The sequence below is a fragment of the Aurantiacibacter marinus genome, assembly GCF_001021555.1.
Classification (GTDB): domain Bacteria; phylum Pseudomonadota; class Alphaproteobacteria; order Sphingomonadales; family Sphingomonadaceae; genus Alteraurantiacibacter; species Alteraurantiacibacter marinus.
Genome location: NZ_LDCP01000001.1, coordinates 1,074,657 through 1,101,044 on the forward strand (window position 1 = coordinate 1,074,657; position 26,388 = coordinate 1,101,044).

20 protein-coding genes and 1 tRNA gene are annotated in these 26,388 nt (G+C 59.6%); 14 read left to right on the plus strand and 7 right to left on the minus strand.

Going from position 1 to position 26,388, the window contains the following annotated elements; all coding sequences use genetic code 11:
- The first annotated feature begins 31 nt into the window (after window positions 1-31).
- From AB731_RS05150 to AB731_RS05160, 3 genes are all read left to right on the plus strand, one after another.
- Window positions 32-604 (plus strand): sigma-70 family RNA polymerase sigma factor, encoded by a 573-nt coding sequence (locus AB731_RS05150; protein ID WP_052768823.1) that lies wholly within the window; start codon window positions 32-34, stop codon window positions 602-604.
- On the plus strand, window positions 601-1,347 hold the full coding sequence (locus AB731_RS05155; protein WP_047092148.1) for an anti-sigma factor: 747 nt from the start codon (window positions 601-603) through the stop codon (window positions 1,345-1,347). Before AB731_RS05150 ends, AB731_RS05155 begins: the two co-directional genes overlap by 4 nt.
- Before the next feature lie 95 nt (window positions 1,348-1,442).
- Entirely contained in the window at window positions 1,443-1,988 is a 546-nt protein-coding gene (locus AB731_RS05160) for a fasciclin domain-containing protein (protein ID WP_047092147.1), read from the plus strand.
- Between the two features lie 228 nt (window positions 1,989-2,216).
- On the opposite strand, the gene clpX is transcribed toward AB731_RS05160, so the two are convergent.
- The gene (clpX, locus tag AB731_RS05165; protein WP_047092146.1) at window positions 2,217-3,491 is read right to left on the minus strand and encodes an ATP-dependent Clp protease ATP-binding subunit ClpX; all 1,275 of its coding nucleotides are present in this window, start codon (window positions 3,489-3,491) and stop codon (window positions 2,217-2,219) included.
- A gap of 241 nt (window positions 3,492-3,732) precedes the next feature.
- A complete protein-coding gene (locus AB731_RS05170) occupies window positions 3,733-4,428 on the minus strand; it encodes an ATP-dependent Clp protease proteolytic subunit (RefSeq protein ID WP_047092145.1) in 696 nt (231 codons plus the stop codon).
- Window positions 4,429-4,641: 213 nt separating this feature from the next.
- Between AB731_RS05170 and AB731_RS05180 the strand changes: the two genes are divergently transcribed.
- From AB731_RS05180 to AB731_RS05190, 3 genes are read left to right on the plus strand one after another with little or no spacing between them, the layout of a single operon-like run.
- On the plus strand, window positions 4,642-6,720 hold the full coding sequence (locus AB731_RS05180) for a TonB-dependent receptor plug domain-containing protein (RefSeq protein ID WP_047092144.1): 2,079 nt from the start codon (window positions 4,642-4,644) through the stop codon (window positions 6,718-6,720).
- A gap of 41 nt (window positions 6,721-6,761) precedes the next feature.
- Window positions 6,762-8,315, plus strand: a complete 1,554-nt coding sequence (locus tag AB731_RS05185; RefSeq protein ID WP_052768822.1) for an amidase — start codon at window positions 6,762-6,764, stop codon at window positions 8,313-8,315.
- Between the two features lie 16 nt (window positions 8,316-8,331).
- Window positions 8,332-10,521, plus strand: a complete 2,190-nt coding sequence (locus tag AB731_RS05190) for a TonB-dependent receptor domain-containing protein (RefSeq protein ID WP_052768821.1) — start codon at window positions 8,332-8,334, stop codon at window positions 10,519-10,521.
- Between the two features lie 62 nt (window positions 10,522-10,583).
- On the opposite strand, the gene tig is transcribed toward AB731_RS05190, so the two are convergent.
- Both tig and AB731_RS05200 read right to left on the minus strand, forming a co-directional pair.
- Complete coding sequence (gene tig / locus AB731_RS05195; RefSeq protein WP_047092143.1) at window positions 10,584-12,182, minus strand: trigger factor; 1,599 nt, start codon at window positions 12,180-12,182, stop codon at window positions 10,584-10,586.
- Between the two features lie 74 nt (window positions 12,183-12,256).
- Window positions 12,257-12,341: transfer RNA gene (locus tag AB731_RS05200), tRNA-Leu, on the minus strand.
- A gap of 141 nt (window positions 12,342-12,482) precedes the next feature.
- Between AB731_RS05200 and AB731_RS05205 the strand changes: the two genes are divergently transcribed.
- A complete protein-coding gene (locus AB731_RS05205) occupies window positions 12,483-12,788 on the plus strand; it encodes a DUF3297 family protein (RefSeq protein WP_047092142.1) in 306 nt (101 codons plus the stop codon).
- 100 nt (window positions 12,789-12,888) lie between these two features.
- On the opposite strand, the gene nhaA is transcribed toward AB731_RS05205, so the two are convergent.
- Complete coding sequence (nhaA, locus tag AB731_RS05210; protein ID WP_047092141.1) at window positions 12,889-14,115, minus strand: Na+/H+ antiporter NhaA; 1,227 nt, start codon at window positions 14,113-14,115, stop codon at window positions 12,889-12,891.
- A 160-nt stretch (window positions 14,116-14,275) separates the two neighbouring features.
- Here nhaA and AB731_RS05215 point away from each other — a divergent pair, with 160 nt between their 5' ends.
- The 5 genes from AB731_RS05215 to AB731_RS05235 all read left to right on the plus strand — a co-directional run bounded on the left by AB731_RS05215 (window position 14,276) and on the right by AB731_RS05235 (window position 20,460).
- Window positions 14,276-15,703, plus strand: coding sequence for a glycosyl transferase family protein (locus AB731_RS05215; RefSeq protein WP_047092140.1), 1,428 nt, complete (start codon window positions 14,276-14,278; stop codon window positions 15,701-15,703).
- Window positions 15,700-16,905 (plus strand): hypothetical protein, encoded by a 1,206-nt coding sequence (locus AB731_RS13620; protein WP_052845695.1) that lies wholly within the window; start codon window positions 15,700-15,702, stop codon window positions 16,903-16,905. The genes AB731_RS05215 and AB731_RS13620 overlap by 4 nt, the downstream gene beginning before the upstream one ends.
- Before the next feature lie 54 nt (window positions 16,906-16,959).
- A complete protein-coding gene (locus AB731_RS05225; protein ID WP_047092139.1) occupies window positions 16,960-17,877 on the plus strand; it encodes a sulfite exporter TauE/SafE family protein in 918 nt (305 codons plus the stop codon).
- Window positions 17,874-18,659: a TIGR02186 family protein gene (locus AB731_RS05230; protein WP_047092138.1), complete on the plus strand. Its 786-nt coding sequence runs from the start codon at window positions 17,874-17,876 to the stop codon at window positions 18,657-18,659. The genes AB731_RS05225 and AB731_RS05230 overlap by 4 nt, the downstream gene beginning before the upstream one ends.
- Before the next feature lie 85 nt (window positions 18,660-18,744).
- Entirely contained in the window at window positions 18,745-20,460 is a 1,716-nt protein-coding gene (locus tag AB731_RS05235) for an ATP-binding protein (RefSeq protein ID WP_082126348.1), read from the plus strand.
- A 263-nt stretch (window positions 20,461-20,723) separates the two neighbouring features.
- Here the strand turns inward: AB731_RS05235 and AB731_RS05240 are convergent, their stop codons facing one another.
- Window positions 20,724-21,458: a 7-carboxy-7-deazaguanine synthase QueE gene (locus AB731_RS05240; protein WP_047093004.1), complete on the minus strand. Its 735-nt coding sequence runs from the start codon at window positions 21,456-21,458 to the stop codon at window positions 20,724-20,726.
- Between the two features lies 1 nt (window position 21,459).
- Complete coding sequence (locus tag AB731_RS05245) at window positions 21,460-24,159, minus strand: valine--tRNA ligase (RefSeq protein ID WP_047092137.1); 2,700 nt, start codon at window positions 24,157-24,159, stop codon at window positions 21,460-21,462.
- 205 nt (window positions 24,160-24,364) lie between these two features.
- On the opposite strand from AB731_RS05245, the gene AB731_RS05250 reads away from it, so the two are divergent.
- Together AB731_RS05250 and AB731_RS05255 are read left to right on the plus strand one after the other, a co-directional pair.
- Entirely contained in the window at window positions 24,365-25,474 is a 1,110-nt protein-coding gene (locus tag AB731_RS05250) for an MlaE family ABC transporter permease (RefSeq protein ID WP_047092136.1), read from the plus strand.
- Window positions 25,471-26,388, plus strand: coding sequence for an ABC transporter ATP-binding protein (locus AB731_RS05255; protein WP_082126349.1), 918 nt, complete (start codon window positions 25,471-25,473; stop codon window positions 26,386-26,388). The genes AB731_RS05250 and AB731_RS05255 overlap by 4 nt, the downstream gene beginning before the upstream one ends.

Sequence of the window (26,388 nt, forward strand, 5' to 3'; positions counted from 1 at the left end):
TCAAGTGCCTGCGTGAGAACCATCCCCAAGCATGAACGACGATGATGCCACATTGGCCCGGGAGGCCCTGCGCGCCGATATCGCGCGGCTCGCCAAAGGCGATCGCGCGGCTCTGGAGCCCATTTACCGCGCAACTTCAGCGAAACTTTTCGGCATTTGCTTTCGTATCTTGGGCGATGACCGGGAAGCCGAAGATGCCTTGCAGGACGTATATATCGATCTATGGAAGCGTGCTGATCGCTATGATCCATCGCGCGCAAGCCCGATCAGCTGGCTTGCCTGCATGGCCCGCAACCGAGCTGTCGACAGGCTCCGCGCGGGCGGCAAAGTCCGCGCAGGCGCGGTGGCCGAAGATGCGGCAAGCGACGTGCCCGACGGTGAATTGCCTGCCGATGCAAAGCTGGAACTGGACGAACGTGACGCGGGCATTCATCATTGTCTCGGCAAGCTCGAAAAACGCCAGCGCGGCGCGATCCGGCGGGCCTTTTTTGGCGGAGCGACGTATGTCCAGCTTGCCGAGGATGATGATGTGCCGCTGAGTACTGTGAAGTCCCGCGTGCACCGCGGGCTTGCCGCATTGAAAAAGTGTATCGAGAGACTGTGACCGACCCTATCGCCTCCCCCACGGAATTATCCGACCAGGAAACGCTCGCCGCCGAATTGGTGCTGGGCCTGCTTGGCGGAGAGGATTTGCTGCGTGCACGTGGCATGTTGGCGCGCGATCCGGCCTTTTCTGCAGATGTGGCACGCTGGGAAGATTACTTCGCGCCTTTGCTGGAGCAATGGGAAGACCATGCCCCGCCGCCCGCTGTCTGGAAACGGATAGAGGCAGCCACTGCATCCGGCAGCGATAATACTGCGCCGGTGGTGGATCTGGACAGCCTGCGCAAGAGCCGGGACCGTTGGCGCTTTATCGGCGGATTTTCCGTTGCAGCTGCTGCTGCGCTTGCCCTGGTTCTGTTGACAGGGCCGGCGATACAGCAGGCAGCTCCGGTGCCAACCGCCGACGCGCCGCTGCTTGCCGCCAATATTCCCATTGGCGAAACGCCGCTGCGACTTGCGCTGACCTATGTGCCGGGCCGCGAGGAACTGAGTGTTTCGTCTGCTGGCCTTACGCCAGACGGTGTGCATGATCACGAATTGTGGCTGGTTGACCGTCAGGGCGATCTGCATTCACTCGGCGTGATCGTACCGGGCGGAGAGGCGCGTTTCGCCGTGGCGGCCGATCTGGCGAGTGAATTCGGGGCTGGGACGCGGCTGGTTCTCACCAGAGAGCCGCTGGGCGGCAAGCCCGCCGATGCCGCTGCCGGGCCGGTTGTTGCCGAGGGCGTGTTTCAGGTCATCTGAAGTTATTTCAAAAAAATTTGCGACCTTCTCGAAGTTCGATTCGTAACTCCTTGTGCAAGACCGGACGGGCTTGCACCAAAAGGAGAGATTTTCTGATGTTCAAACCTACTGCTCGCTTCGCCGCCACTCTGGCAGGGGCCATGCTGCTTGCAGCACCTGCTGCGGCGCATAATCACAACCATCATCACGACACCGCGCCAAATATCGTACAGGCTGCTGCCGCGAATGACGATTTTGAAACGCTGGTTGCTGCCGTGCAGGCCGCCGATCTGGCAGGCGCACTGTCTGGCGATGGCCCCTTTACCGTTTTCGCCCCCACCGATCTGGCGTTTGATGCCCTACCTGCCGGAACCGTGCAGACGCTGCTCCAGCCGGCAAACAAGGACGCCCTGACCGGCGTGCTGACATATCATGTGGTTGCCGGCCGTGTCAGCGCCAGCGACTTGATAGGCCTGATCGAGGCTGGTGACGGCCATGCCCGCATCACCACCCTGGGCGGCGGAACGCTGATCGCGCGCCTGAACAACGGCAATGTCGTATTGACCGATGCAGCCGATCGTCAGGTGCTGGTGACAGCGACCGACATCGAGACATCGAATGGCGTGATCCACGTACTGGACCGGGTGCTGCTGCCCGGTTGAAGGCGATCCCTTCCCTTTGCGCCGTTTACCCCCCTCACTCTGGCGGCGCAGAAAAACCCCGTCCGGCATAATGCCGGGCGGGGTTTTTGCTGTCGAGTGATGGCGGGTGCAGCCATACGAATCTAGCCAGAAGGCGCAGCGGCCAGCGGGGCTAATTGCAGTACTGGCCGATTGCAGTCCCTTGTGCAGGTTTGCGTCTGGCAGGTTTGCGTCTGGGTGGAGGCTTGCCTAGGCAGCCTCTTCCTTCTGCTTGCCCTTCTTGCCTTCCATAACCCGGACCGGTTCTTTGCGGCCGCCGACAACATCGGCATCGACGACGACTTCGGTCACGCCTTCCATGCTCGGCAGGTCAAACATGGTGTCCAGCAAGATCGCTTCTACGATTGAACGCAGTCCGCGTGCGCCTGTCTTGCGCAGGATTGCCCGCTTGGCGATGGCAATAAGTGCGTCGTCCGTGAAGGTAAGCTCCACGTCTTCCAGCTCGAACAGCTTGGCATATTGCTTCACCAGAGCATTCTTTGGCTCTTTCAGGATGGTGACGAGCGCGTCCTCATCCAGATCGTGCAGCGTGGCGATAACCGGCAGGCGACCGACGAATTCCGGGATAAGCCCGAATTTCAGAAGATCTTCCGGCTCACACTTTTCCAGCATTTCGCCGATCTTGGCCTTGCTCGGCTCATCGACGTTCGCGCCGAAACCGATCGAGCGTTTCTGAAGACGGTCACCGATAATCTTGTCCAGCCCGGCAAATGCTCCGCCGACGACGAACAGGATGTTGGTGGTGTCCACCTGCAGGAATTCCTGCTGCGGATGCTTGCGGCCACCCTGCGGCGGGACGGAGGCAGTGGTGCCTTCCATAAGCTTCAGCAAAGCCTGCTGAACGCCTTCGCCCGACACGTCGCGGGTGATGGAAGGGTTTTCGGCCTTGCGGGTGATCTTGTCGATTTCGTCGATGTAGACGATGCCCTGCTGCGCCTTTTCGACATTATAATCGGAAGATTGCAGCAGTTTGAGAATGATGTTTTCCACATCTTCACCAACATAACCCGCTTCGGTCAGCGTGGTGGCATCAGCCATGGTGAAGGGCACATCGAGCGTGCGCGCCAGCGTCTGTGCGAGCAGGGTCTTGCCCGAACCTGTGGGGCCAACGAGAAGGATGTTGGACTTCGCCAATTCAACTTCATCGCTGCCTTTGCCGCTGTGCTGCAGACGCTTGTAGTGATTGTGCACGGCAACGGAGAGGACGCGCTTGGCGCGGTCTTGCCCGATGACGTAATCGTTCAGCGTGTCGCAAATGTCCTGCGGAGTGGGTACGCCGCCGTCCTTGCGCCCGCTCAGGCCGCTCTTGGCCTCTTCACGGATAATGTCATTGCACAGCTCCACGCATTCATCACAGATGAACACGGTGGGGCCAGCGATCAGCTTGCGCACTTCATGCTGCGACTTCCCGCAGAAGCTGCAGTACAGGGTGCTTTTGCTATCGGATCCGCTCAACTTCGTCATATTCCTTAAATCCAGTGCGACTCTGCGCAGTTGTGCGCGGGGTGCGGGAGTCGGCCGTTCATCCTAGGGGACCGGGCCACAATATCAATCATGTCCATGCATAGCATAAGACCCTTGCTCCACACTGAAGATGGAGGGTTGCCAAAATGCTACAATACTGGCGGACCGGTGCCTTCGCAGTGCGAGAATGCGATGAAATACGCATTGTGCAGGCGCTTTGTCGGCACCGGTCGCGCCAATATTATTCGGAATCCTTGGTGGGCGCGCCGCCGGAACCGGTCGGTTCCTTGCCTTCTTCACCCTTCGGGCGGTGCGCAAAAACGGCATCGACAAGACCAAAAGCCTTGGCTTCTTCCGCTTCCAAGAAAGTGTCACGATCCATTGCCTTCTCGATATCGTCGAGGCTTTGGCCGGTGTAATCGACATAAAGATCGTTCAGGCGCTTGCGAATACGCAGGATTTCCTTGGCCTGAATCTCGATATCGGATGCCATACCGCGTGCGCCGCCACTTGGCTGGTGCACCATGATTCGCGCGTTGGGCAGGGCCACACGCATGCCGGGCTCTCCCGCTGCGAGCAGGAACGAACCCATGCTGGCGGCTTGCCCGATGCACACGGTGCGGATCTTTGGTTTGATGTATTGCATGGTGTCGTGGATCGCCATGCCAGCTGTCACCACACCGCCGGGCGAGTTGATGTACATGCTGATATCATTGCTGTTTTCGCTTTCGAGGAACAGCAACTGAGCCACGATAACGCTGGCCATATTGTCTTCCACCTGGCCGGTGACGAACACGATCCGTTCGCGCAGCAGGCGGCTGAAGATATCGAAGCTGCGTTCGCCGCGGCTGGTCGATTCGACAACAACCGGCACAAGCTGGCCGGTCACAGGGTCGGTAGTAAACTGGTCTTTATTGTCGCCGAACAGGTCGAACATGCGCAGGCTTCCTCTCGTGTCGCTGATAGTGCGCCTATGTCGCCCCGCACGCGTCCAAGTTCAAGAGGGAGCTTTGACGGTAATGGTGAATCCCCTGATCGGGGCTCATGCGGGTTTGGTCGAAATGCACATGCAGCGCGAACAGATTTCCCGTGTAACCAACATGACTACAATCGTAGTTGCGGGTTGGGGAATGATTTGCATAGACTTCTTTTGACCGTCACAGCCGCCAGCCTGGTCGCTGCGACGCCGTCACACGGGCAGGCGCAGGAATCTGGCGATATGGCGTCCGCGCCGCCGCCGCCGCTGGCGCAGGAAACTGCCTCCGGTACGCGTGTTTTCATGCCCGCAGATTTTGCACGCTTCGTACCGCGCAACGCGCTCGACATGCTGAATGAAGTGCCTGGCTTCACTCTGCGCGGAGAAGACGGGCAGCGCGGGCTCGGGCAGGCCAGCGCCAATGTGCTGATCAACGGGCAGCGCATAACCAACAAGTCCGATGGCATTTTCACCCAGCTCCAGCGGATTGCCACAGACCGGGTCGAGCGGATCGAGATTGTAGAGGCGGCGACGCTTGGCATCGCAGGCCTGTCTGGTCAGGTCGCCAATGTTATCACCCGCCCAAGCGATATCAGCGGGCGCTTCAATTACCGCGCAGGCTTCCGGCCCAAATATGCGCGGCCCAGCTTTATTGGCGGCGAAGTATCGCTTAGCCGGTCGAGCGAAGCGCTGGAATGGACAGTCGCAGTATCCAATGGTGTGGGTCGCGGAGCGGCGGGCGGCGGAGAGGCGTTCATCTTCGATCCGCAGGGAAATGTGATCGAAACGCGCGACATTCGCATGCAATTCATCGCCGATCAGCCGCGCGTTTCGGGCAGTCTGCAATGGACCAGCCCCGGCGGTGCAATCGTCAACACCAATGCCAATTACCGCCGCGTTTATGAGAACTTCCGGGACAATCAGCAGCGCGATCTGACCGTGGGCGTTGATCGTTTCCGCATGTTCGAAGACCGCAATCGCGGCTGGGGCTATGAATTCGGAAGTGACGTGGAATTCGGTCTTGGACCCGGCAGGTTAAAGCTGATTGGGCTGGAACGTTACAGCCGCAATCGCGGACGCTCCGATTCGATAATTTCATTTGAGGATGGCAGGCCCGATAACGGCAGTCGTTTTGCCTCGCGTACCGAAACAGGGGAACGGATCGGGCGCGCCGAATTCAGCTGGGCAATGCTGGGCGGGGACTGGCAATTGGACGGGGAGGCCGCATTCAACCGGCTGAACCGCAGCGCGCAATTGTTCGAACTGGACGCGACGGGAGGCTTTGCCGAAATCGCCTTTCCCAACGGCACAGGCGGCGTAACGGAGGACCGGTACGAAACCATCCTTACCCACAGCCGATCATTGGCGGACAATCTCACGCTGCAAATCGGTGCGGGTGGTGAATATTCCATAATTTCGCAAACCGCCACAAATGGCCTTACGCGCAGCTTCTGGCGGCCCAAAGGTTCCGCCAACCTCGCGTGGCAGGTGGAGGAAGGGCTGGACGTATCGCTGGAAGTGGCGCGCCGCGTGGGACAACTCAGTTTCGGTGATTTCCTCGCCAGCGTGTCGCTCAACCAGGATCAGCAGAATGCCGGTAACGTGGAACTGGTACCGCAACAGAGCTGGGAAGCGCAGCTTGATGTTACCAAGACGCTGGGTCGCTGGGGCAGTACAGAACTCCGTTTTTATGGCCGCGAGATTGAAGATTTTGTCGAATTCATTCCGGTTTCCGGCGGCCGGGAAACGCGCGGAAATATCGATTCCGCCAGCGTTTACGGCATTCGATCAAACAGCACATTCCAACTTGCCCCCCTGGGCTTCAACGGCGCGCAACTGGATCTGACGATCGATTGGGACCGGACCAGCCTGACAGACCCGCTGACCGGCGAAACCCGCAAATGGAGCGGCAATCGCGACTTAGAAATCGATGCGACCCTGCGGCACGACATCCCCGGTTCTGACTGGGCCTGGGGCGTGGGTCTGGATTATGATCGCGCGCAGCCCTATTTCCGGCTGGGGGAAACCGGCCGCAATTACGAAGGCCCGATCTACACTTTCGCTTTTGTGGAGCACAAAGACGTGTTCGGGATGACCGGGAGCCTCACGGTTTTCAACCTGACCGATGGCCGCGCGCGGCAGGACCGTTTTGTCTACGATGGTTACCGCGACCGGAGCTCGTTGTTGTTCCGTGAAACACAAGACCTGTCGGTGCAGCCGATCTTCAACTTCAGCCTGAGCGGAGACTTTTAGAGGGATTGCCAGCGGCTGGGGACTGGCGCAGAGTGCCTGGCATGAGAAAATTATTTCTTGCTATACCACTGATTGCACTCACTTCTCCTCTTCACGCGCAGGATAGTGACCTCCCTTTGGCCCAGATCGATATTCCGCGGATTGTGCTTCCGCCGGGGGTTGAGCCTTTCACCAATGTCGCGGAGGGGCGGGCCGTTGGCCATATCTACAGGATAGTGAACTACGATGATGGTCCTCAAGGGATCGGTGCAGTCATTTCACTGGCCCCGGATATCACTGCGCAGGTGCGCGCCGCGCAGCGCCTCCGGCTTCAGGGCCGGACAGTTCTGGTGAAAGACAATATCGAAACGCGCGAACTTCCGACAACGGCAGGCAGTCTTGCCCTGGAAGCCAACGACACAGGCCGCGATGCGCCGCTGATTGCGCGAATGCGCGCGAATGGCGGCGTGGTGATGGGCAAGACCAACCTTTCCGAATGGGCCAACTTCCGCTCTTCCGAAAGCTCCAGCGGCTGGAGCGCCGTGGGCGGTATCACCCGCAATCCATACGCCACCGATCGCAATTCCTGCGGCTCATCCTCCGGCAGCGGTGCTGCGGTTGCGGCGGGCTTCAGCTGGGCTGCAATCGGCACAGAAACAGACGGGTCGATCACTTGTCCAGCCAGCCTGAACGGTGTGGTCGGATTCAAACCCAGCGTTGGCCTCGTCAGCCAGACGCATATCGTGCCGATCAGCGCCAGCCAGGACACCGCCGGACCAATGGCGCGCAGCGTGGCCGATGCAGCCTTGCTGCTCACCGCCATCGCCGGGCCGGATTACGGCGAAATCGGAGACGGAGACCCCGCGTACGATTTCACGGCCGGCCTGACCGAAGCATCACTGGATGGTGTGCGCATCGGTGTGCTGCGCGGGCGTTATGGCGGATATGAACCGCTTGGCGCGGTGTATGAGCAAGCGCTTACCGATTTGCGCGCGGCCGGCGCTGTTCTGATCGACGTGACCTATGACGGTGATCCCGCGATGGGCCGCGATGAATACACGGTCCTGCTGTATGAATTCCGCGAAGGGATTGACGCCTATCTGCAAGGCTCCCCCGCCGATATTCCGGTCAGGTCGTTGCAGGATGTGATAGATTTCAACATTGCCCATGCCGACACCGAATTGCGGTGGTTCGGGCAGGATATTCTTGAGCTTGCGCTGCAAACGACCGACCGCGATGCCTATGAGGCCGCCCGCGCCAACAGTTTCCGGCTGGCCGGGCCGGAAGGAATCGATGCGATGCTGGCGCAGCATGGGGTCGCTTTCCTGATTGCTCCCACACGCGGCCCGGCCTGGGTCACTGATCTGGTCAACGGCGATAACTTCCGCGGGGGTATCGGCGTCGGCTCCCTCGCCGCAATTGCCGGCTATCCGCATCTGACGGTACCGATGGGGCATATCGAAGGGCTGCCTGTGGGCCTCTCCTTCATCGGCGCGAAGTGGGACGACCATGCCATTCTTCAGGCTGGCTCCGCTTATGAGCGGGAACGTAGCTTTGCCATACCACAGCCGCGCCTTGCACCTTGGGAACCGTTGGTACCTGCCGCGAGTAATTAACGCGCGCGCTTTGCCGATGCGGCGGCTTCTTGAAGGCCGCCCGCTGATACTTACCGGGACTGGATTTTCATTGTCACTTCGCCGCCCTCAAACGGGATTTTTGGCGCTGGCCTGTGCTTTGGCGGGTCAGGCAGGCATCGCCCATGCGCAGGACACGCAAGACACGCAAGACACGCGGGGCGTTGACACGTTGCCTCGGGATGCCAGCGTGGAGGAGCAGATGCCCCAATCCCGCGCGGTCGCCCGCGAGGTGTACACCGCGGCAGATTTCGCCCGCTTCGCCCCGCGCAACGCGCTCGATCTGATCCAGCAAATTCCCGGCTTTGATGTTGACCAAGGTGGCGGGGGAGGACGCGGCTTTGGTCAGGCATCGGAAAACCTGCTGATCAATGGAGAGCGCGTTTCGAGCAAATCCACCAGCACTGCCGATCTTCTTGCGCGCATTCCGGTCGGCAATGTCGTGCGGGTCGAAGTGGTTGATGGTGCGATGCTCGACATTCCGGGCCTGTCAGGCCGCGTTGCCAATATCATCGTGCTGCAGGGCGCTGTCTCTGGACAGTTTCGCTGGCGGCCCGAATGGAACACTTTGAGCGCGCCTGCACAGTGGTTTGAAGGCGAAATTTCGCTGACCGGCAGCATTGGTGGCGTTGATTACACCCTTGCGCTGGAAAACCGCGATTTTGCCCGCGGGCGCATCGGACCGTCCATCATTACAACCGCGGACGGCGTGGTCGATGCGCGCATCAATGAAGCTTCGACCCTGTTCAACCGGCCCAATATCAGCGGTTTCTTCAGCTTCGATATTGCGCCGGAAGTGGAGGTCAATCTCAACCTGACGGGCGGAATTGAAATTTTCGATGCAGAGGAGCAGGAATTTCGGGAAGCAAGCAGCCCGCTGCCGCCTTTTGTTGAACGCTTCGTCACAGACAGCGACGAATGGTATTATGAAATCGGCGGGGACATTACTTTCCCGGTTGGCCCCGGCCAGCTGAAGGTGATTGCGCTGGAAAGTTTTGACCACCGTGACCGGATAACCAATTCCCTGCTCGACACTGCGGGCCTTCCGACCAGCGGATCGCAGTTCATCCGCGTGGCCGATCAAGGCGAACGCATCGGGCGAGGGGAATATAGCTGGGGCATGTGGGGCGCTGACTTCCAGGTTTCGGCAGAGGCCGCCTTCAACCGGCTGGATCAGGACGGGCGCCTGTTCGACTACGATCCAGCAGCGGCAAGCTTTGCCGAGGTGGAATTCCCCGGCGGCGCGGGCGGAGTACGCGAGGACCGGTATGAAGCTTTGCTCAGTGTAGGCTTCCCCTTGACGGACAATCTCTCCATCCAGCTTGTTGGCGGCGCCGAATATTCGCAAATCTCGCAAACCGGAGCGAACGCCCGATCACGCATTTTTCGCCGGCCAAAGGGCTCCATCGGGCTTGCCTGGACGCCAACGGATGGACTGGATGTCAATTTCGAACTGGCGCGCACGGTAGGGCAGCTGTCTTTTGGTGACTTTCTTGCCAGTGTGGACTTGTCAGAAGAACAGGCGAATGCCGGGAACAGCGATCTCAGACCGCAGCAGAATTGGGATATCAAGCTGGAAATTGCCAAGAACTTCGGCGAGTTCGGCTCTGCCACGCTGGCGCTTTTCGATGAACAGATCGAAGACCTTGTTCTGATCTTGCCAGTTGCTGGTGGCGGGGAAGCGCGCGGCAATATCGAAGCTGCGCGGCGTACAGGCGCCAATCTGCTCGGCACGTTGCAGCTTGCGCCGCTGGGTGTGGAGGGTGCGCAACTGGAGGTTTCGGTTCGGTGGGAGCAATCACAACTGATTGACCCTGTCACGCTGGCAGAGCGACGGTTTGATGGCAACGACCCGTTCGAAATCTCACTCGATTTCCGCCACGATATTCCGCGCACCGACTGGGCCTACGGTTGGAATTTCCAGGACACCGAACGTGCGCCGTCCTTTCGTGTGGAACAGGAATCCTTCGAGTACGGACCAAGCACGTCCGGCTCCTTTTTTGTCGAGCATAAGGACGTGCTTGGCGCGACTGCCAATCTGCAACTGGGCAACATCTTCAATGGGCCCGACACTCTGCTGCGCACCGTGTATGACGGACCGCGCGGCAGTTCTCCCGTGCTGTTCACCGAAAATCGCCGCCGCGACCGCGGACAGACGATTACTCTCACCCTGACCGGCAGCTTCTAGGCAATAAAAGAGCCCCCGCAGCTGATGCTGGGAGGGCTCTTATTTAATGCCTAGCTGACGGCCTACTTTTTGGCAGGTGCCTTCTTGGCGGCTGGCTTTTTGGCTGCAGACTTCTTTGCAGGAGCCTTCTTTGCAGCTGGCTTGGCTTCCGCCTTCTTGGCCGGAGCCTTTTTGGCCGGAGCCTTTTCGGCAGGGGCCTTCTTTGCAGCTGGCTTCTTGTCGCCATCATCCTTGGCGGCAGCCTTCTTGACCGGGGCCTTCTTTGCAGGCGCCTTTTCAGCCGCCGGCTTTTTCTTGGCCGGGGCCTTTTTCTTTTTCGTGTCGGCAGGTGCTTCTTCTGCTTCGATCGCAGCTTCCAGTTCCTCGCGCGTAACATCGCGCTCGGTCACTTCAGCCTTGTCGAACAGGAAATCGACGACCTTGTCTTCATACAAAGGAGCACGCAGCTGGGCCTGGGCCATCGGTTCGTTGCGAACATATTCCATGAACCGGTCACGGTCTTCCGGGCGATACTGCTGCGCAGCCTGCTGCATCAGCATCTGCATTTCCTGTTGGCTGATTTCCACGCCATTGGCCTGACCGATTTCGGAAAGCAGCAGGCCAAGACGCACGCGGCGCTCTGCAATGCGCTTGTAATCGTCCTTGTCGGCTTCGATTTCCTTCATCGCCGCTGCGGAGTCTTCCTCCCGGGCGGCTTCCTGCGTCAGCTGGTTCCAGATCTGTTCGAATTCAGCGTCCACCATTGATGGGGGAACGTCGAAATCATGATCGGCAGCCAGCGTGTCCAGCAGCTGGCGCTTCATCTGGGTGCGGGTGAGACCGGCGCTTTCCTGCTCGATCTGGCCCTTCACCAGTTCCTTCAGCTTGTCGATGCCGTCCAGGCCAAGCTGCTTGGCGAAGTCATCATCAACTTTGGTTTCGGCCTCAACCTTTACCTGCTTCACGGTAACGTCGAATTCGGCGTCCTTGGCGGCAAGATGCGTTGCCTGGTAATCAGCGGGGAAGGTGACCTTGATGGTCTTCTCGTCGCCGGTTTTCACGCCGACAAGCTGTTCTTCAAAGCCAGGGATGAACTGGCCTGAGCCGATTACGAGCGGAGCGTCTTCCGCTTTCCCGCCTTCGAATTCGATCCCGTCGACGCGGCCAACGAAATCGATGATCAGCTGGTTGCCGTCAGCGGCCTTCTTAGTCTTGGGTGCATCCTTGTAGGTCTTCTGGCCCTCGGCAATTTTGCCCAGCGCTTCGTCAAGCTGTTCGTCGCTGACAGGAACGTTCAGCTTTTCCAGCTTCAGTCCGTCAATCGCAGGTGCCTTGATGTCGGGCAGCACTTCGACTTCGACCTTCAGTTCGGCATCCTTGCCCTGTTCATACCCTTCGGTCATTTCGACCTTGGGCTGGAGCGCGGGGCGCAGTTTCTTTTCGCGGATCAGGTTTTCAACCGATTCGCGCAGCGTGTTGTTCAGCACATCGGCATGCATTGCCTCACCGTGCATCTTGCGCACGAGGTTTGCCGGAACCTTGCCGGGACGGAAGCCTGGCATACGCACCTGCGGAGCAACCTTCTTGATTTCTGCTTCGACGCGGGCGTCGATATCTTTTGCAGAAATAGTAAGGGTGTAGGCGCGCTTGAGGCCTTCATTTGTATTTTCTACGATTTCCATGACCAGCCTTTATAAATCTCTCTCTAACGGTTCGACTTTGGCGGGAAGCGACCAGCGTCACCACAAGGCGAAACTGGTGCGGGCGAAGGGACTCGAACCCCCACATCTTGCGATACTGGTACCTAAAACCAGCGCGTCTACCAATTCCGCCACGCCCGCAGCCAAGCGAACCCGCAGGCAAACCACCTGCGAAACGAAGCGCCGCCCTTATAAGGGGCCGGACCAAAGGGCAAGGCGCAGTGTGTATTGTGAGGCCATTCTGATTGATTTTTGCGTCGCTGCGGTTAGTGGCCTTGCCTTATGAGCGAACAAGAAACCCCAAGCATGCCTGAAAACGGCGTCGACACACCCCCCGATCACCTCTCCATCGATCCGCGGAGCGAGCATTTCGATGCCGACAAGTTGCAACGCGGCGTGGCGATCCGGTTCAAGGACCGCGTTCGCACCGATATTGAAGAATATTCGATTTCCGAAGGCTGGGTCCGGGTACAGGCCGGCAAGACTGTTGACCGCAAGGGCCGCCCGTTGACGATCAAGCTGAACGGCCCTGTCCAGGCCTGGTACGAAGATCTGGGCGAAAACGCGCCAGTCGCGAAGAAAGACTAGGTCTTCCGGGCCATCTGCGGCCCGGAAGCATTAGCGCAGCCAAGCAGAGGAAATAGCCGTGAGGACGAAGCTGCGGATGCAGCTTCGAAACCAAAAGCCCCTAAACAACCGGGCTGTTGGGATCGTCCTTTTCCTCGCCGTGCTTGCCGGTCATCCGCAGCACGGTGTAGCCCATCACCGCCGAGATAAGTGAACCTAAAAGCACGCCGATCTTGGCTTCGTCGCGCAGCAGGCGCGCGGCCTCGTCAGTGCCGGTGAAGGCCAGTTCACCGATAAACAGGCTCATGGTGAAGCCGATACCGCACAGGATCGTGACGCCCCAGATTTCTGCCCAGCTGCAACCTGGCGGCTTGGGCACGATCTTCAGCTTCACCAGTGCAAAGACGGTGGCGAAGATGCCGATCTGCTTACCCAGCACAAGGCCTGCACCCACAGCCAAAGGCAGCGGTGCCAGCAGCTCTTCCAGACCGATGCCCGATATATCGACACCGGCATTGGCAAAGCCGAAGATTGGCACGACCATATAGGCGTTCCATGGCACTAGCGAGTGCTCCATATCTTCCAGCATGCAGCCATCATTCTTGCCGTACATCGGGATGGTCAGCGCGGCGAGAACGCCTGCAATGGTCGCGTGAACGCCCGAATAGAGCACACAGTACCACAGCACGATACTGAGCAGGATGTAGGGTGCCATGTGCATCACGCGCATCTTGTTCATTACAAACATGAGGCCCAGCACCACGGCGGATGCGGCCAGGAACATCATCTTGATTTCTTCGGTGTAGAAAATGGCGATGATAGTGACTGCGCCAATATCGTCCACGATGGCGACAGTCAGCAGGAACAGGCGCAGCGGTGCAGGAACACGGGTCCCCAGCAGGCCGACAACGCCCATTGCAAAGGCAATATCTGTTGCCGCCGGAATGGCCCAGCCACGCATCAGCTCAGGCTGTCCCCCAGCGATCAGCATATAGACCGCCGCTGGCGCCGCCATGCCCGCGGCTGCCGCCACGATCGGCAAGGTGCGCGCCTTGGGGTCGGACAGATTGCCGCGGTACAGCTCCCGCTTTACTTCCAGCCCGACGACGAAGAAGAATATCACCATCAAACCGTCATTCACCCACAGGTGGATCGTGTTGAGGTAGAATGTTTCCTTCGACCAGAGATAGCCGTTGAACAGGGCGAAATATGCATCGGCTACGCCTGAATTGGCCACCACCAGCGCCACAATGGCAACTGCGATGAGCAACATCCCTTCAAACGCATCGGCCTTGAACAAGGCCGTGAAGTTGCGGACAGCGGAGCGGAGGATGTTGGGTTCGGACATGGGAAGTGTCCCTTTCCGAAACCGCCGATCATTTCAAGTGCTGAGAGCTTTCAGGCACAATTTTGCAGCGAAAATTTCAGCGATTTTACAATTGTAGTTGCAAATAGTACTGTAAGTACTGATACCTACTCGCGAGACGGGTGGTTCTAGGGGCGCAGGCATGGATTTGACGGATTGGTCGGCGTTGGAGTTGCTGGCGCTGATCGAATACGAATTGCTGCTGTTTGCAGGGTTCTTTTTCCTGCTCGGCGCGATTGACGAATTTGCGATGGATGCGATCTGGCTGTGGCTGCGCATTACAGGGCGCAGCAAAACGCACAGTGTCAAACGCGCCGATGTGCGGCATCGCCGCTTATCGGGAAACATCGCCGTCCTCATTCCCGCTTGGCAGGAAGCCGAGGTCATCGGCCAAACTCTTGGTCATGCGCTGAAAGCGTGGACGCATGGCAATGTGGATTTCTACATTGGTTGTTACCGGAACGATCCGTCCAGTTTGCAGGCTGCAATCGAAGGGGCGGGGGGAGACCCGCGTGTCCGGCTGGTTGTGCATGACCGCGCTGGGCCAACCACCAAGGCCGATTGCCTCAACCGGCTATATCGCGCGATGGAACGGGATGAGGCGGTACGTGGCCGGCAATTTCGAACCGTTGTTTTGCACGATGCGGAAGACCTGGTTGATCCTGCTGCGCTTGGCCTCATCGACAGGGCGATAGACGATTGCGAATTTGTCCAATTGCCCGTTCTGCCCATCCCGCATCCGTCATCGCCATGGGTCGGCAGCCATTATTGTGAAGAGTTTGCAGAGTCGCACGGCAAGGCCATGGTTGTGCGCGATGCACTTGGTGCAGGTATCCCGGCAGCGGGGGTAGGCTGCGCTTTCCGGCGGAGCTTGCTGGCGAGGATGGTCCCTTCAGGCCATATGGCGGGCGACGGGACGGGGCCGTTTTCCGGCTTGTCTCTCACGGAAGATTACGAACTGGGGTTGATGGTTGGTGCTGCCGGTGGGCGGTCACGCTTCCTTCGGGTTCGCGGCGAGGATGGCCAATTGATTGCAACCCGGTCTTACTTCCCGGCAACTTTGGCAGAAGCGGTTCGGCAAAAGTCGCGCTGGGTCCACGGGATTGCATTTCAAGGTTGGGACCGCCTCGGCTGGAGCGGCACATTGGTTGAAAACTGGATGCGTTTGCGCGACCGGCGCGGCCCGTTGTCGGCAGTTGTTTTGCTTACCGGGTACAGCCTGCTGGTGCTGGCGCTGGCTTTGACAGCACTGGAAGTCGCCGGTTACGACAGGCCGTGGGAGCCGACACCGCTGCTGGTGGTTTTGCTCGGGCTGAATATGGCGGCATTCGTCTGGCGCGTGATCATGCGGTTTACCTTCACCGCGCGCGAATACGGACCGATGGAAGGACTGCACGCAGTGCTGCGGATCCCGCTTTCCAACATCATCGCAATCATGGCCGGACGGCGTGCGCTGTTTGCCTATGGCCGGACATTGGGTGGGGCGGATGTCATATGGGACAAGACCGTGCACCGCGATCAACCGGCGCTGCCACAGAACCTTGCCGCAGTCATGGAGCGCGGTGCGTGAGGCAGGCTCCGGCCAATCCAGCCGCGCGGCGGGGCGGTGCTCTGGTGATGCTTGGCGCTGTACTTGCGGTCTGGTTGCTGATGCGGGTGGCTATCTGGCAACCGCCCTTCATGCCGGCATCGCTTGCTGTCCTGCCGATTTCCGGATCAGATGCTGCCGAAACGGTCCGCATAGAGAAAATCGCGCCGAGGCAGCGCGGTCTTGCGCCAGTAGACACATCGCAGCGATATGCGCCCCCCTATGCTCCGCCGCCTGCGCCAACGTGGCAATTGCAGCCTGACCCAACGCCGATCGAAAAACCACTTCCGCTTGCGCCAGTGGCATATTCGGGATTTGGCGGAGGCGGTTCCGGATTGTCGCGCCGCGGGTTTGCCGGGGCAGGGTCTCTGGTTGCGCATGCCTATCTGCTCGGTGCCGCATACCGCAGCAGCGCGGGTGCAACGGGGCTATCTGCGCAGAACGGCAATCTGGCCGCGCAGGCCAGGCCAAATGGCACGCCGGTTCCGGTCTATGCCCCCCATGCGGCAGAAGCGATGCGGAGGATGGCCGTTTCGCCGCGCTGGTCCATGGATGCCTGGGCGCTGTGGAGGCAGGCAGATGATTCGCCCCTGCTTTCGGGCCGCCCAAGCTATGGCCGCAGCCAGATTGGTGCGGTCATGCGTTACAATCTGGCGCCGTCCAGCGGTCATGCCCCGCAGCTTCATTTGCGGGCAAGTGCGGCGCTGGAAGGGCGGCGGGAACGCGAAGTTGCACTGGGCGTATCGGCGCGGCCCATTCCCGCCATTCCTGTCCGGCTTGCCGCAGAAGCGCGGGTGAGTGAAACAGATCGCCGGACAGAACTGCGCGGCGCCGCCTATGCTGTCGGCGAATTTCCGCCGCTCAACCTTCCCGGCGGACTGACCGGGGAGGCCTATGTCCAGGGTGGTTATGTGACCGGCGATTTTGCCACGGCCTTCGTCGATGGGCAGGCGCGCATTACCCGTGAATTGGCAGGAGTGGATGATTTCCGCCTGACAGCGGGCGCCGGTGCGTGGGGCGGAGCGCAGGAAGATGCGCAGCGGCTGGATGTCGGCCCGACTGCCGGTGTGAGCTTTCGGGTCGGGCCAGCGCGCGGCCGGGTGTCTGCCGATTACCGTTTCCGCGTGGCAGGCGGAGCAGAGCCTTCGAGTGGCCCTGCGCTCACACTGTCTGCCGGATTTTAGGCACCCATCGTCATTCGCCTTCTATACCGGCGCTGGTTGGGTTAGGCGACGCAGATGGATGTTTACCTTCCCATTGCCAATCTTGCGGTCGACGGACTGGTCATCATCCTGCTCGGGCTGGCAACGGGTATCCTGTCGGGCGTTTTTGGCGTGGGCGGCGGGTTCCTGACTACCCCGCTGCTGATTTTTTACGGTATCCCGCCAACCGTGGCCGCCGCTTCTGCCGCGACTCAGGTGACCGGTGCCAGCGTTTCCGGGGTATTCGCGCATAGCCGCAACAATGGCGTGGATTATCAGATCGGACTGGTGATTGTGGCAGGCGGCATGCTCGGCGCATTGGTCGGGGCGGGCCTGTTCAACGTGCTGCGTTCGATCGGGCAGATCGATACGGTGATCAATATTCTCTATGTCCTGCTGCTCGGTACGATTGGCGGCCTCATGCTGCGTGAAGCACTGCAAACGCTGGGTGTGTTCGACACCAAGGGAGAAAAAGGCCGGGCTGCAAAGCGCCGCCATCACCCGTGGATTGCGGCGCTGCCCTATCGCTGGCGCTTTTATCGCTCGGGTCTGTACATTTCCCCCATCGCGCCGATGATCCTTGGATTGGTGGTGGGTGTGCTGACGATGCTGATGGGGGTTGGCGGCGGCTTCATCATGGTACCTGCCATGCTGTATATCCTGGGCATGAGCGCGAAGGTTGTGGTGGGCACCAGCCTGTTCAACATCCTGTTCATCACCATGCTGGTAACGATGGTCCACGCTTTCACGACGCGCGCCGTCGACATAGTCCTGGCAGGTCTGCTGTTGCTGGGTTCTGTAACAGGTGCGCAACTCGGCACCAGAATCGCACAATTTGCGAAGCCGGAATATCTGCGAATCGGGCTGGGGTTGATTGTTGTGATCATTGCACTGAGAATGGCCTTTGGGCTTACGGTTACCCCGGACGAAGTGTATTCGGTGGTGCCGTTATGATCCGCCGGCTGGTCATCCTGCTGTGGGCCTCGATGCTGGCATTGGCCAGCACAACGCCTGTCGGCGCGCAAAGCCGCGAGCCGATCCTGGTGCCGGACATATCCGAACATGATATCGTGTTGCGGCAAGGCTTTACCGGCGCAGATCTCTTGCTGTTCGGCGTAATTCTTGATCCCGGCGGGGGCCGGATGCAGGGCAATTATGATGTCGTCGTCGTGCTCAAAGGCCCGTCGGAAGAAATCCAACTGCGTGAAAAAGGCCGTCTTCTCGGCACGATCTGGGTCAATGCCCAAAGTACGGCTTACAGGTCTGTCCCCAGCTTCTATGCCGTCGCCAGCTCGCGCCCCATTGCCGACATTGTCGATGAACGCACTGCCGCTATCTACGAACTTGGCCTGCCTTACCTCCAGCTTTCCCCGACCGGTTCGATTGACCCGGAAGAACAGGCGCGTTTTTCCGCAGGTCTGGTGGATTTACGAGAGCGGCAAGGCCTTTATGCCCAGTACGAAACCGGCGTAACAGTAAGGGAAGGCGTTCTGTACCGGGCGCGCCTGCCGATTCCGTCCAACGTGATACCGGGCCGTTATGTGGCCGAAACCTTTGCCATCGCCGATGGACGGGTCATCACCTCTGCCACATCCGAAGTCGATGTGCGCAAGGAAGGGTTCGAAGGCGTGGTCGCGGAAGAGGCAGAGGACAATTCCTTCCTTTATGGACTGTTCGCCGTTGGACTATCGGTATTCATGGGGTGGGCGGCAGGACGGCTGTTCGCGCTCGTCTGATATTGCTGAAAATGTGGATATTGACGCGATCTTAACCTCGTAGGCGCTAGTTATTTTGCGACTTTAACAGCGCTGTGAGCAGTTTATGACCGACATGCATGGAAGCCAGTTTGCGGACGCAACCCCGGTGGACAATTCCGGTTCGGGTACTTCCCTGGATAATGAGAACGAATTGCGTCAGGCGCAGAGCGCCGAATGCGCGCGCCAGCCTATCGGCGTGGTACTGGAGATTGCCGGTTCCGGTTCTGCCATTGCGCTTGATCTGGAACGGCTGAACGAATGCATGGCGGATATCGACCCGTCGATTGCCTTGGCGGGTCAGGTCGGTTCGCAGATCAAGATCAAGACGAATGACGGCTGGCTGCTCGCTTCTGTGCGCAACCAGCGGCAGGACCGCCGCGGTGACGGCAATTCCATCGTTGCCAATATCGATTTCCTTGGCGAAGGCATGGAAGAACGGCTGACCGGGAAGATCCACAGCTTCCGTCGCGGCGTAACGCGTTACCCCATTCCGGGCGCGCTGGTGTATCCCGCGACTTCGGAAGATTTGCGCCAGATTTACGCATCCGACGGGCGCAGCTCCATCCAGATCGGCACGGTCTATCCCACCAGTGATATTCGCGCCGGCATGTATATCGACGCGATGCTGGGCAAGCACTTTGCGCTGCTCGGCTCCACCGGTACGGGTAAATCGACCAGTGCCGCATTGATCCTGCACCGCATTTGCCAGGCTGCGCCGCAGGGCCACATCCTGATGATTGACCCGCACGGCGAATATTCCGCCGCATTCCGCAGTACCGGCCAGATTTTCGACGTTTCCAATTTGCAGATGCCCTATTGGCTGATGAACTTTGAAGAACATTGCGAAGTGTTGCTGAAATCCAGCGGCAATGATCTGCAGAACGACCGCGATATTCTGGCCAAATGTCTGCTGGCTGCGCGCGGCAAGAACCGTCTCGCAGAACAGCTGGGCAAGATTACGGTCGATTCGCCTATTCCCTATCTGCTGTCCGACCTGACGGGCATGATCCAGGACGAAATGGGCAAGCTGGACAAGGCAACCAACACCGCACCTTACATGCGGATCAAGACCAAAGTGGACGAATTGAAGTCCGATCCGCGCTACCAGTTCATGTTTTCCGGCATGCTGGTCAGCGATACAATGGCTGACTTTATCGGCAAGATCTTCCGCATGCCATCGGGCGGAAAGCCGATTTCGATCATCGATGTGTCGGGCGTACCGTCAGATATCACCAGCACGGTGGTCGCTGTACTCAGCCGCCTTGTCTTCGATTTCGCCATCTGGAGCCGGAATGAAAAGACCAGCCCGATCCTGCTCGTTTGCGAAGAGGCGCACCGTTACGTGCCCAATGAACGCAATGCGGACGGCAACTCGGTTGGCACGGTCCTGAGCCGTATCGCCAAGGAAGGTCGTAAGTACGGAATTTCTCTGGGCTTGATCACACAGCGCCCGTCCGACCTTGCCGAAGGCGTGCTATCACAGTGCGGTACCATCATTTCCATGCGACTGAACAACGACCGCGATCAGGCTTTCGTGAAAGCGGCGATGCCCGAAGGCGCGCGCGGTTTCCTCGATTCTATCCCGGCGCTGCGCAACCGTGAGTGCATCATTTGCGGGGAGGGTGTTTCGATCCCGATCCGCGTGAGCTTCGACAACCTTGAAGAAAGCAAGCGTCCGGCATCCGAAGACCCGAGCTTCGTGGACCTGTGGAACACTGGCGGCGGCGAAGAGGACATGGTGCAGCGCACGGTCCAGCGCTGGCGTGCGCAAGGCAGCTAAGGCTGCCTTGTTGTTTTGTTTTGCGAAGGCGCATCCGCGCCTTCGTCCTCGCTAGACGGGCAGCAAGCTGCCCCCGCTGCGGGCGGCCGTTTGGCCTTGCCGTCTCAAGCGAGACGGTTTCGGTCTTGCCAAGATAGCAAAGCGCTTGTCTCGGGCGCGACCAGCGACCGACAAAGGCCGACTGGCCGCCCGCAGGTGCCCCGAAGCGGAGCGGAGGGAACAGCACCGAGGACGAAGGCGCGGATGCGCCTTCGCAAAACAAGCTAAGTCCCCCTAGTGTCCCCGAACAGGTGGATATGCAGCCTGTCGCTCATGCGGTAGCCATTCTCAAGGCATAGCGGCACGAGCCATTTCTCGCGTTCACGCAGTGCTGCGCTCGTCGTGCCTTCGGGCATTAGGAATAGCCGGCCCGCCGGGATCGCATGGGTGCGGGCGAGGGCTTGGACTTCTTCCACATCACCCGGCTCGGCAATCACGAATTTGAAGAACGCACGCGGATCCGTTGCCCAGCGGTCAAGCATCTCCGGCTTCAACGCCAGCTCTGCCGGATTGCCGCTGTGGGCCAGTTTCGGGCTGACGTTGTATTGATCGACCCTGACATCCAGCCGCGCGGGCGTATCGACTGTGCCGTTGGTTTCAATTTCCACCTGCATATCGGGCAAATGCTCCAGCATTTGCGCCAGCTTGCCCGCCTGCATCAGCGGTTCCCCGCCGGTAATGACAAGGCGGTTCTGGCCTAGGGCCGCGATGCGCGCAGCAACGTCCTCAACCTCAAGCGACAGCTGGTTGGCCGACCGCGCGAAAGTCTCTCCGCTGCGGTGCGGGCGATTGTCGCCTTCGAAATGCCAGGTGTAGGCCGTGTCACACCACACGCAGGCGAGGTTGCAGCGCGACAGGCGCACGAAGGTGACCGGCATTCCGGCAGACGGGCCTTCGCCCTGGATGCTGGCGAAGATTTCCGGCCCGCCAGTGTCATCGGTTGCAAGAACTAGCGGCACATTACCCCAGCCGTTCCAGCGCACTTTCGTTGCGCGCAATTTCAGCTGTGTGATGCGCCAGATCGTCCCGCGCTTTCTCGACCGCTTCGGGCTTGGCGCGGTCCACGAAATTGGCGTTGCCCAGCCGTCCTTCGAGCGACTTCGCCTCCTTTTGCGATGCCTCCAGCGCCTTTTGCAAACGCGCACGTTCCGCGTCGATATCGATCACGCCAGCCAGCGGAACGATGAACACGTCCTCGCCAGCCGTCACCTGCATCGCCGCGCCTTCAGGTGCCTCGGCGAATTCAACGGGCGTCAGGCGTGCCAGACGCTCGATTGCCGCCGCGCTGCGCTCTATCACGCTGCGCGCCAGATCGGAGGGGGCAGGGCAGAAGGCGGGCAGTTTTTCGCCCGGCGAAATGCCCAGTTCGTTGCGCGCGCCGCGTGTGGCGGTGGTGAGCGAAATGGTCCAGTCGATGGCATCGGTGGCCTGCTTGCTCACTTCGGCACGCGGATCGGGCCATTTGGCAAGGATGAGATCGTAGCTGCGCTCCCCCTGCGAGTGCCACAGTTCCTCGGTCACGAACGGCATGAAAGGATGCAGCATCACGAGAATCTGGTCGAGCGCCCATCCGGCCACTGCGCGCGTTTCGACCGCAGCCGGGCTGCTGGCATCACCGGCAAAAACCGGCTTGATGAGTTCCAGATACCAGTCACAGAAACGCGACCATGCGAATTGGTAAATCAGGTTGGACGCAGCATCAAAGCGCAGGTCTGCCATCGCGGCTTCCAGTGCAACCACAGTCTGCTGCACCTCGCCGATGATCCACTGGTTCGCCGCCAGCTTGGCCTCAGGGGCCTTGATCGTGTCGGACGCGCCGATGCCATTAGACTGGCAGAACCGGGTCGCGTTCCACAGCTTCGTGGCGAAGTTGCGGTAACCCTCAACGCGGCGTTCATCCATCTTGATGTCGCGGCCCTGGCTTTCCATCGATGCCATGAAGAAACGCAGCGCATCGGCGCCGTATTTCTCGATCAGGATCAGCGGATCGACGACATTGCCCTTGGATTTGGACATCTTGGAGCCATCGGCTGCGCGCACCAGGCCGTGCAGATACAGCTTCTCCCACGGACGGGCATCCATGTTGTAATATCCCATCATCATCATCCGTGCGTCCCAGAAGAACAGGATGTCGAACCCGCTGATCAGCAGATTGTTGGGGTAGTGCTTTTCGAGCATGGCCGTCTCGTCCGGCCAGCCGAGCGTGGCGAAAGGCCACAAGGCGGAGGAGAACCATGTGTCGAGGACGTCTTCGTCGCGGGTGAGAACAACGCCTGCGCCAGCCTGCGCCTGCGCTTCTTCTTCGCTCTCGGCAACGCAGACATTGCCGTTTGCATCATACCAGGCTGGAATCCGGTGGCCCCACCAAAGCTGGCGAGACACGCACCACGGTTGGATGTTCTCCATCCAGTTGAAGAAGGTCTTTTCCCAAGTCTTCGGGACAATCTCGATTTCGCCGGATTTCACTGCCGCGATAGGGCGCTCGGCTAGCTTCTCGGCATCGACATACCATTGATCGGTCAGCCACGGTTCGATCACCACGCCGCCGCGATCACCAAACGGCGTCGGGATGGTGCGTGGCTCTGCGTCGAGTTCGACCTCCTCGCCCTTCTTGGTCTTGGTGATGTGCGGTACCAGATGACCGCTTTCCTTCAGCATTGCGACCACGCGCGTCCGTGCATCGAAGCGGTCCATACCGACCAATTCCTCGGGGATCAGCCCGTCTGTTACCTGACACACCCGCGCCTCCGCATCGAGCATATTGAGCATGTCCGCCGGAGCAAATCCGGCGCGTTTGCCCACGTCGAAATCGTTGAAATCGTGGCCCGGCGTTATCTTCACCGCGCCGCTGCCGAGTTCAGGATCGGCATGTTCGTCAAACACGATGGGAATTTCGCGGCCGGTGATGGGCAGGCGCACCTTTGCGCCGCGCGCTACCAGAGCCTTGTAACGGTCATCATCCGGATGCACCGCCACGGCCATATCGGCCAGCATGGTTTCAGGCCGCGTGGTCGATACGCGAATGTCGCCGCTGCCATCGGCCAGCGGATAGATAAGGGTCCAGAAACTACCCTTCACATCCTGCGTTTCGACTTCAAGATCGCTGATCGCGGTCTTCAGCTTCGGGTCCCAGTTAACCAGACGCTTGTCGCGGTAGATCAGGCCGTCCTTGTGCAGATCGACAAACACCTTCAGCACGGCCTTGGTGAAGTGATCGTCCATGGTGAATTGTTCGCGGCTCCAGTCCATCGAACAGCCCAGCCGGCGCAGCTGTTTTGTAATCGTGCCGCCGCTTTCCGCTTTCCAGTCCCACACCTTCTGCACGAATTCCTCGCGCGAATAGTTGGTGCGCTTGTCCTGCCGCTCTTCCATCTGGCGTTCGACAACCATCTGCGTGGCGATCCCCGCGTGGTCCATGCCCACAACCCACAAGGCATCCTTGCCGCGCAGCCGTTCATAACGGACGATGATGTCCTGCAGCGTATTGTCCAGCGCATGGCCGATATGCAGGGACCCCGTCACGTTTGGCGGCGGATTTACAATGGTGAAAGGCTCGGCGTCCGGGCGTTCAGGCCGGAAACTGCCGTTTTCTTCCCAATGGGAATACCATTTCGCCTCGATTGCGGCGGGATCGAAAGTTGTTGAAAGCTCTTTGGTCATTCTCAGGTTCGCTTATGCTCACATGCGGTGCCGGCCCGCTCCCCCTCCCAGCCGCCCGATAGTCTGTCCGATAAGGTACCGGGTGGCTGGGAGGGGGAGCGGGCCGAAGCCGTGCTTTGAACAATCACCTTTGCCAGCGCCTTATCCCAAGGGCAACACGCGAAAATCTTGCGGGGCGCGTCATTTGCTCTCATAGAATGCCCCGATGCGCGAATGGGCCGAGTATAGCGTGGATGAACGCGGGGGACGGGTAACCGTCTCCATCACCGGACCATTGGTGGTTTCCGGCATTGGCAAGCTTGATCCTGAATTGCGCGGCTTTAGCGGCTCTGCGCAGTTCATCGACATTTCAGGGGCCAGCCGCGTCGACACTGTCGGAGCCTGGATTGTCCACCGTTTCGCCGAAGAACAGGGCGCGGAAATCATTGGCGCAAGCGAAGCGGCAGAGGTGTTGCTTGAAGCGGTCGAGGAATGTTCCAGCGACGCCGATATAACGCCGCCCCGGCCATATGTCCTTGGGCGGGTCGCAGAAGAACTCGGCAAGAAGGTCGTTGATTTCGGCTATGGGATGCGCCGGAATGTCGGTTTCCTCGGCGCGATCCTGATCGCATTCCTGACGGTTATTCGCCATCCCAGCCGTTTCCGTGTGAAGGCGCTGGTGCGGCAGATGGAACTGGTCGGCGTCAGCAGCCTGCCGATTATCGGCCTGATGAGCTTCCTTATCGGTATCGTCATCGCGCAGCAGGGCGCGGTGCAATTGCAGCAATTCGGTGCGGAAACGCTGACCGTCAATCTCGTCGGGCGAATTACCCTGCGGGAACTCGGCGTGCTGATGACCGCGATCATGGTGGCGGGCCGTTCAGGCTCTGCTTTCGCGGCGCAAATCGGCACGATGCAGCTGACCGAGGAAATTGACGCGATGCGCACCATCGGTGTCTCACCGATGGAAGCGCTGGTTCTGCCGCGTATCCTGGCAGCCATCCTGATGATGCCTCTGCTGGGATTTTACGCCTCTGTCGTTGCAATCGTGGGCGGGGCGGTGATCGGGGATGTCATGCTGGGAATCCCGTTCTGGACCTTCCTTGCCAGGGTGCAGGAAGTCGTCCCGACTTATGACTTTTATGTAGGCATGGTGAAGGCGCCGGTGTTTGGCCTGATCATCGCACTTTCGGGCTGCTATCAGGGGATGCAGGTGAAAGGCAACGCCGAGGAAGTCGGCCTGCGCACGACCATGGCTGTGGTGCAGGCCATTTTCATGGTGATCGTGCTTGATGCGTTTTTCGCGGTGTTCTTCACAGAGGTGGGCTGGGCATGAGCGACGATCCTATGCAGGAAGCTGCGCCGGACAATGCCGCGCTGGACGAAGCTGCGCTGAACGATTCCGCGCTTGAGCTGCCCGAAGGCTATGACAACAAGTTTCCGATCCGCATTCGCGGGCTGACCAATGCCTTTGGCGATTACGTCGTGCACGATGCGCTCGATCTGGATGTGCGACAGGGAGAGATATTGGGCGTGGTCGGCGGGTCTGGCACAGGCAAATCTGTGCTGATGCGATCCATTATCGGCCTCCAATTCCCGCGCGAAGGGGATATCGAGGTCTTCGGCCAGAACATCACCGATGCGGAACCGGATGAAGTCATCGGCGTGCGCAACCGCTGGGGCGTTTTGTTCCAGGGCGGGGCGCTGTTCTCTACGCTGACGGTGGCAGAAAACGTACAGGTGCCGCTCAAACAATTTTACCCCGAACTTGATCAGACGCTGCTCGACGAGATTGCGCGCTACAAAACGGTTCTGACCGGATTGCCTGCCGAGGCGGCCAGCAAATTCCCCAGCGAACTGTCGGGCGGTATGAAAAAACGTGCAGGTCTTGCGCGGGCGCTGTCGCTCGACCCTGAACTGCTGTTTCTGGATGAACCGACGGCGGGCCTGGATCCGATCGGCGCTGCCAAATTCGACGAACTTACACGTGAACTCACCGATACGCTGGGCCTGACGGTGTTTCTGATCACACACGATCTGGACACGCTGTATGCCATTTGTGACCGGGTTGCAGTGCTGGCGGACAAGAAGGTCATCGCAGTCGGGACGATTCCCGAATTGCTTGAAACCGACCATCCCTGGATCCAGGAATATTTCAACGGACCACGCAGCCGCGCCGCAGCGAAGTCGCATGAAGGTGCGGATGATCGCCGGAAAGCATTGGACAAGCCGCAAGCCGGAAGGGCATAG

Coding starts and splice junctions, on each gene's coding strand:
- AB731_RS05225 (WP_047092139.1), top strand. CDS start 16,960: ATGGATGTTTACCTTCCCATTGCCAATCTTGCGGTCGACGGACTGGTC.
- AB731_RS05150 (WP_052768823.1), top strand. CDS start 32: ATGAACGACGATGATGCCACATTGGCCCGGGAGGCCCTGCGCGCCGAT.
- AB731_RS05205 (WP_047092142.1), top strand. CDS start 12,483: ATGAGCGAACAAGAAACCCCAAGCATGCCTGAAAACGGCGTCGACACA.
- tig (WP_047092143.1), bottom strand. CDS start 12,182: ATGGAAATCGTAGAAAATACAAATGAAGGCCTCAAGCGCGCCTACACC.
- nhaA (WP_047092141.1), bottom strand. CDS start 14,115: ATGTCCGAACCCAACATCCTCCGCTCCGCTGTCCGCAACTTCACGGCC.
- AB731_RS05230 (WP_047092138.1), top strand. CDS start 17,874: ATGATCCGCCGGCTGGTCATCCTGCTGTGGGCCTCGATGCTGGCATTG.
- AB731_RS05255 (WP_082126349.1), top strand. CDS start 25,471: ATGAGCGACGATCCTATGCAGGAAGCTGCGCCGGACAATGCCGCGCTG.
- AB731_RS05215 (WP_047092140.1), top strand. CDS start 14,276: ATGGATTTGACGGATTGGTCGGCGTTGGAGTTGCTGGCGCTGATCGAA.
- AB731_RS05245 (WP_047092137.1), bottom strand. CDS start 24,159: ATGACCAAAGAGCTTTCAACAACTTTCGATCCCGCCGCAATCGAGGCG.
- clpX (WP_047092146.1), bottom strand. CDS start 3,491: ATGACGAAGTTGAGCGGATCCGATAGCAAAAGCACCCTGTACTGCAGC.
- AB731_RS05190 (WP_052768821.1), top strand. CDS start 8,332: ATGCGGCGGCTTCTTGAAGGCCGCCCGCTGATACTTACCGGGACTGGA.
- AB731_RS05250 (WP_047092136.1), top strand. CDS start 24,365: ATGCGCGAATGGGCCGAGTATAGCGTGGATGAACGCGGGGGACGGGTA.
- AB731_RS05235 (WP_082126348.1), top strand. CDS start 18,745: ATGACCGACATGCATGGAAGCCAGTTTGCGGACGCAACCCCGGTGGAC.
- AB731_RS05185 (WP_052768822.1), top strand. CDS start 6,762: ATGAGAAAATTATTTCTTGCTATACCACTGATTGCACTCACTTCTCCT.
- AB731_RS05160 (WP_047092147.1), top strand. CDS start 1,443: ATGTTCAAACCTACTGCTCGCTTCGCCGCCACTCTGGCAGGGGCCATG.
- AB731_RS05170 (WP_047092145.1), bottom strand. CDS start 4,428: ATGTTCGACCTGTTCGGCGACAATAAAGACCAGTTTACTACCGACCCT.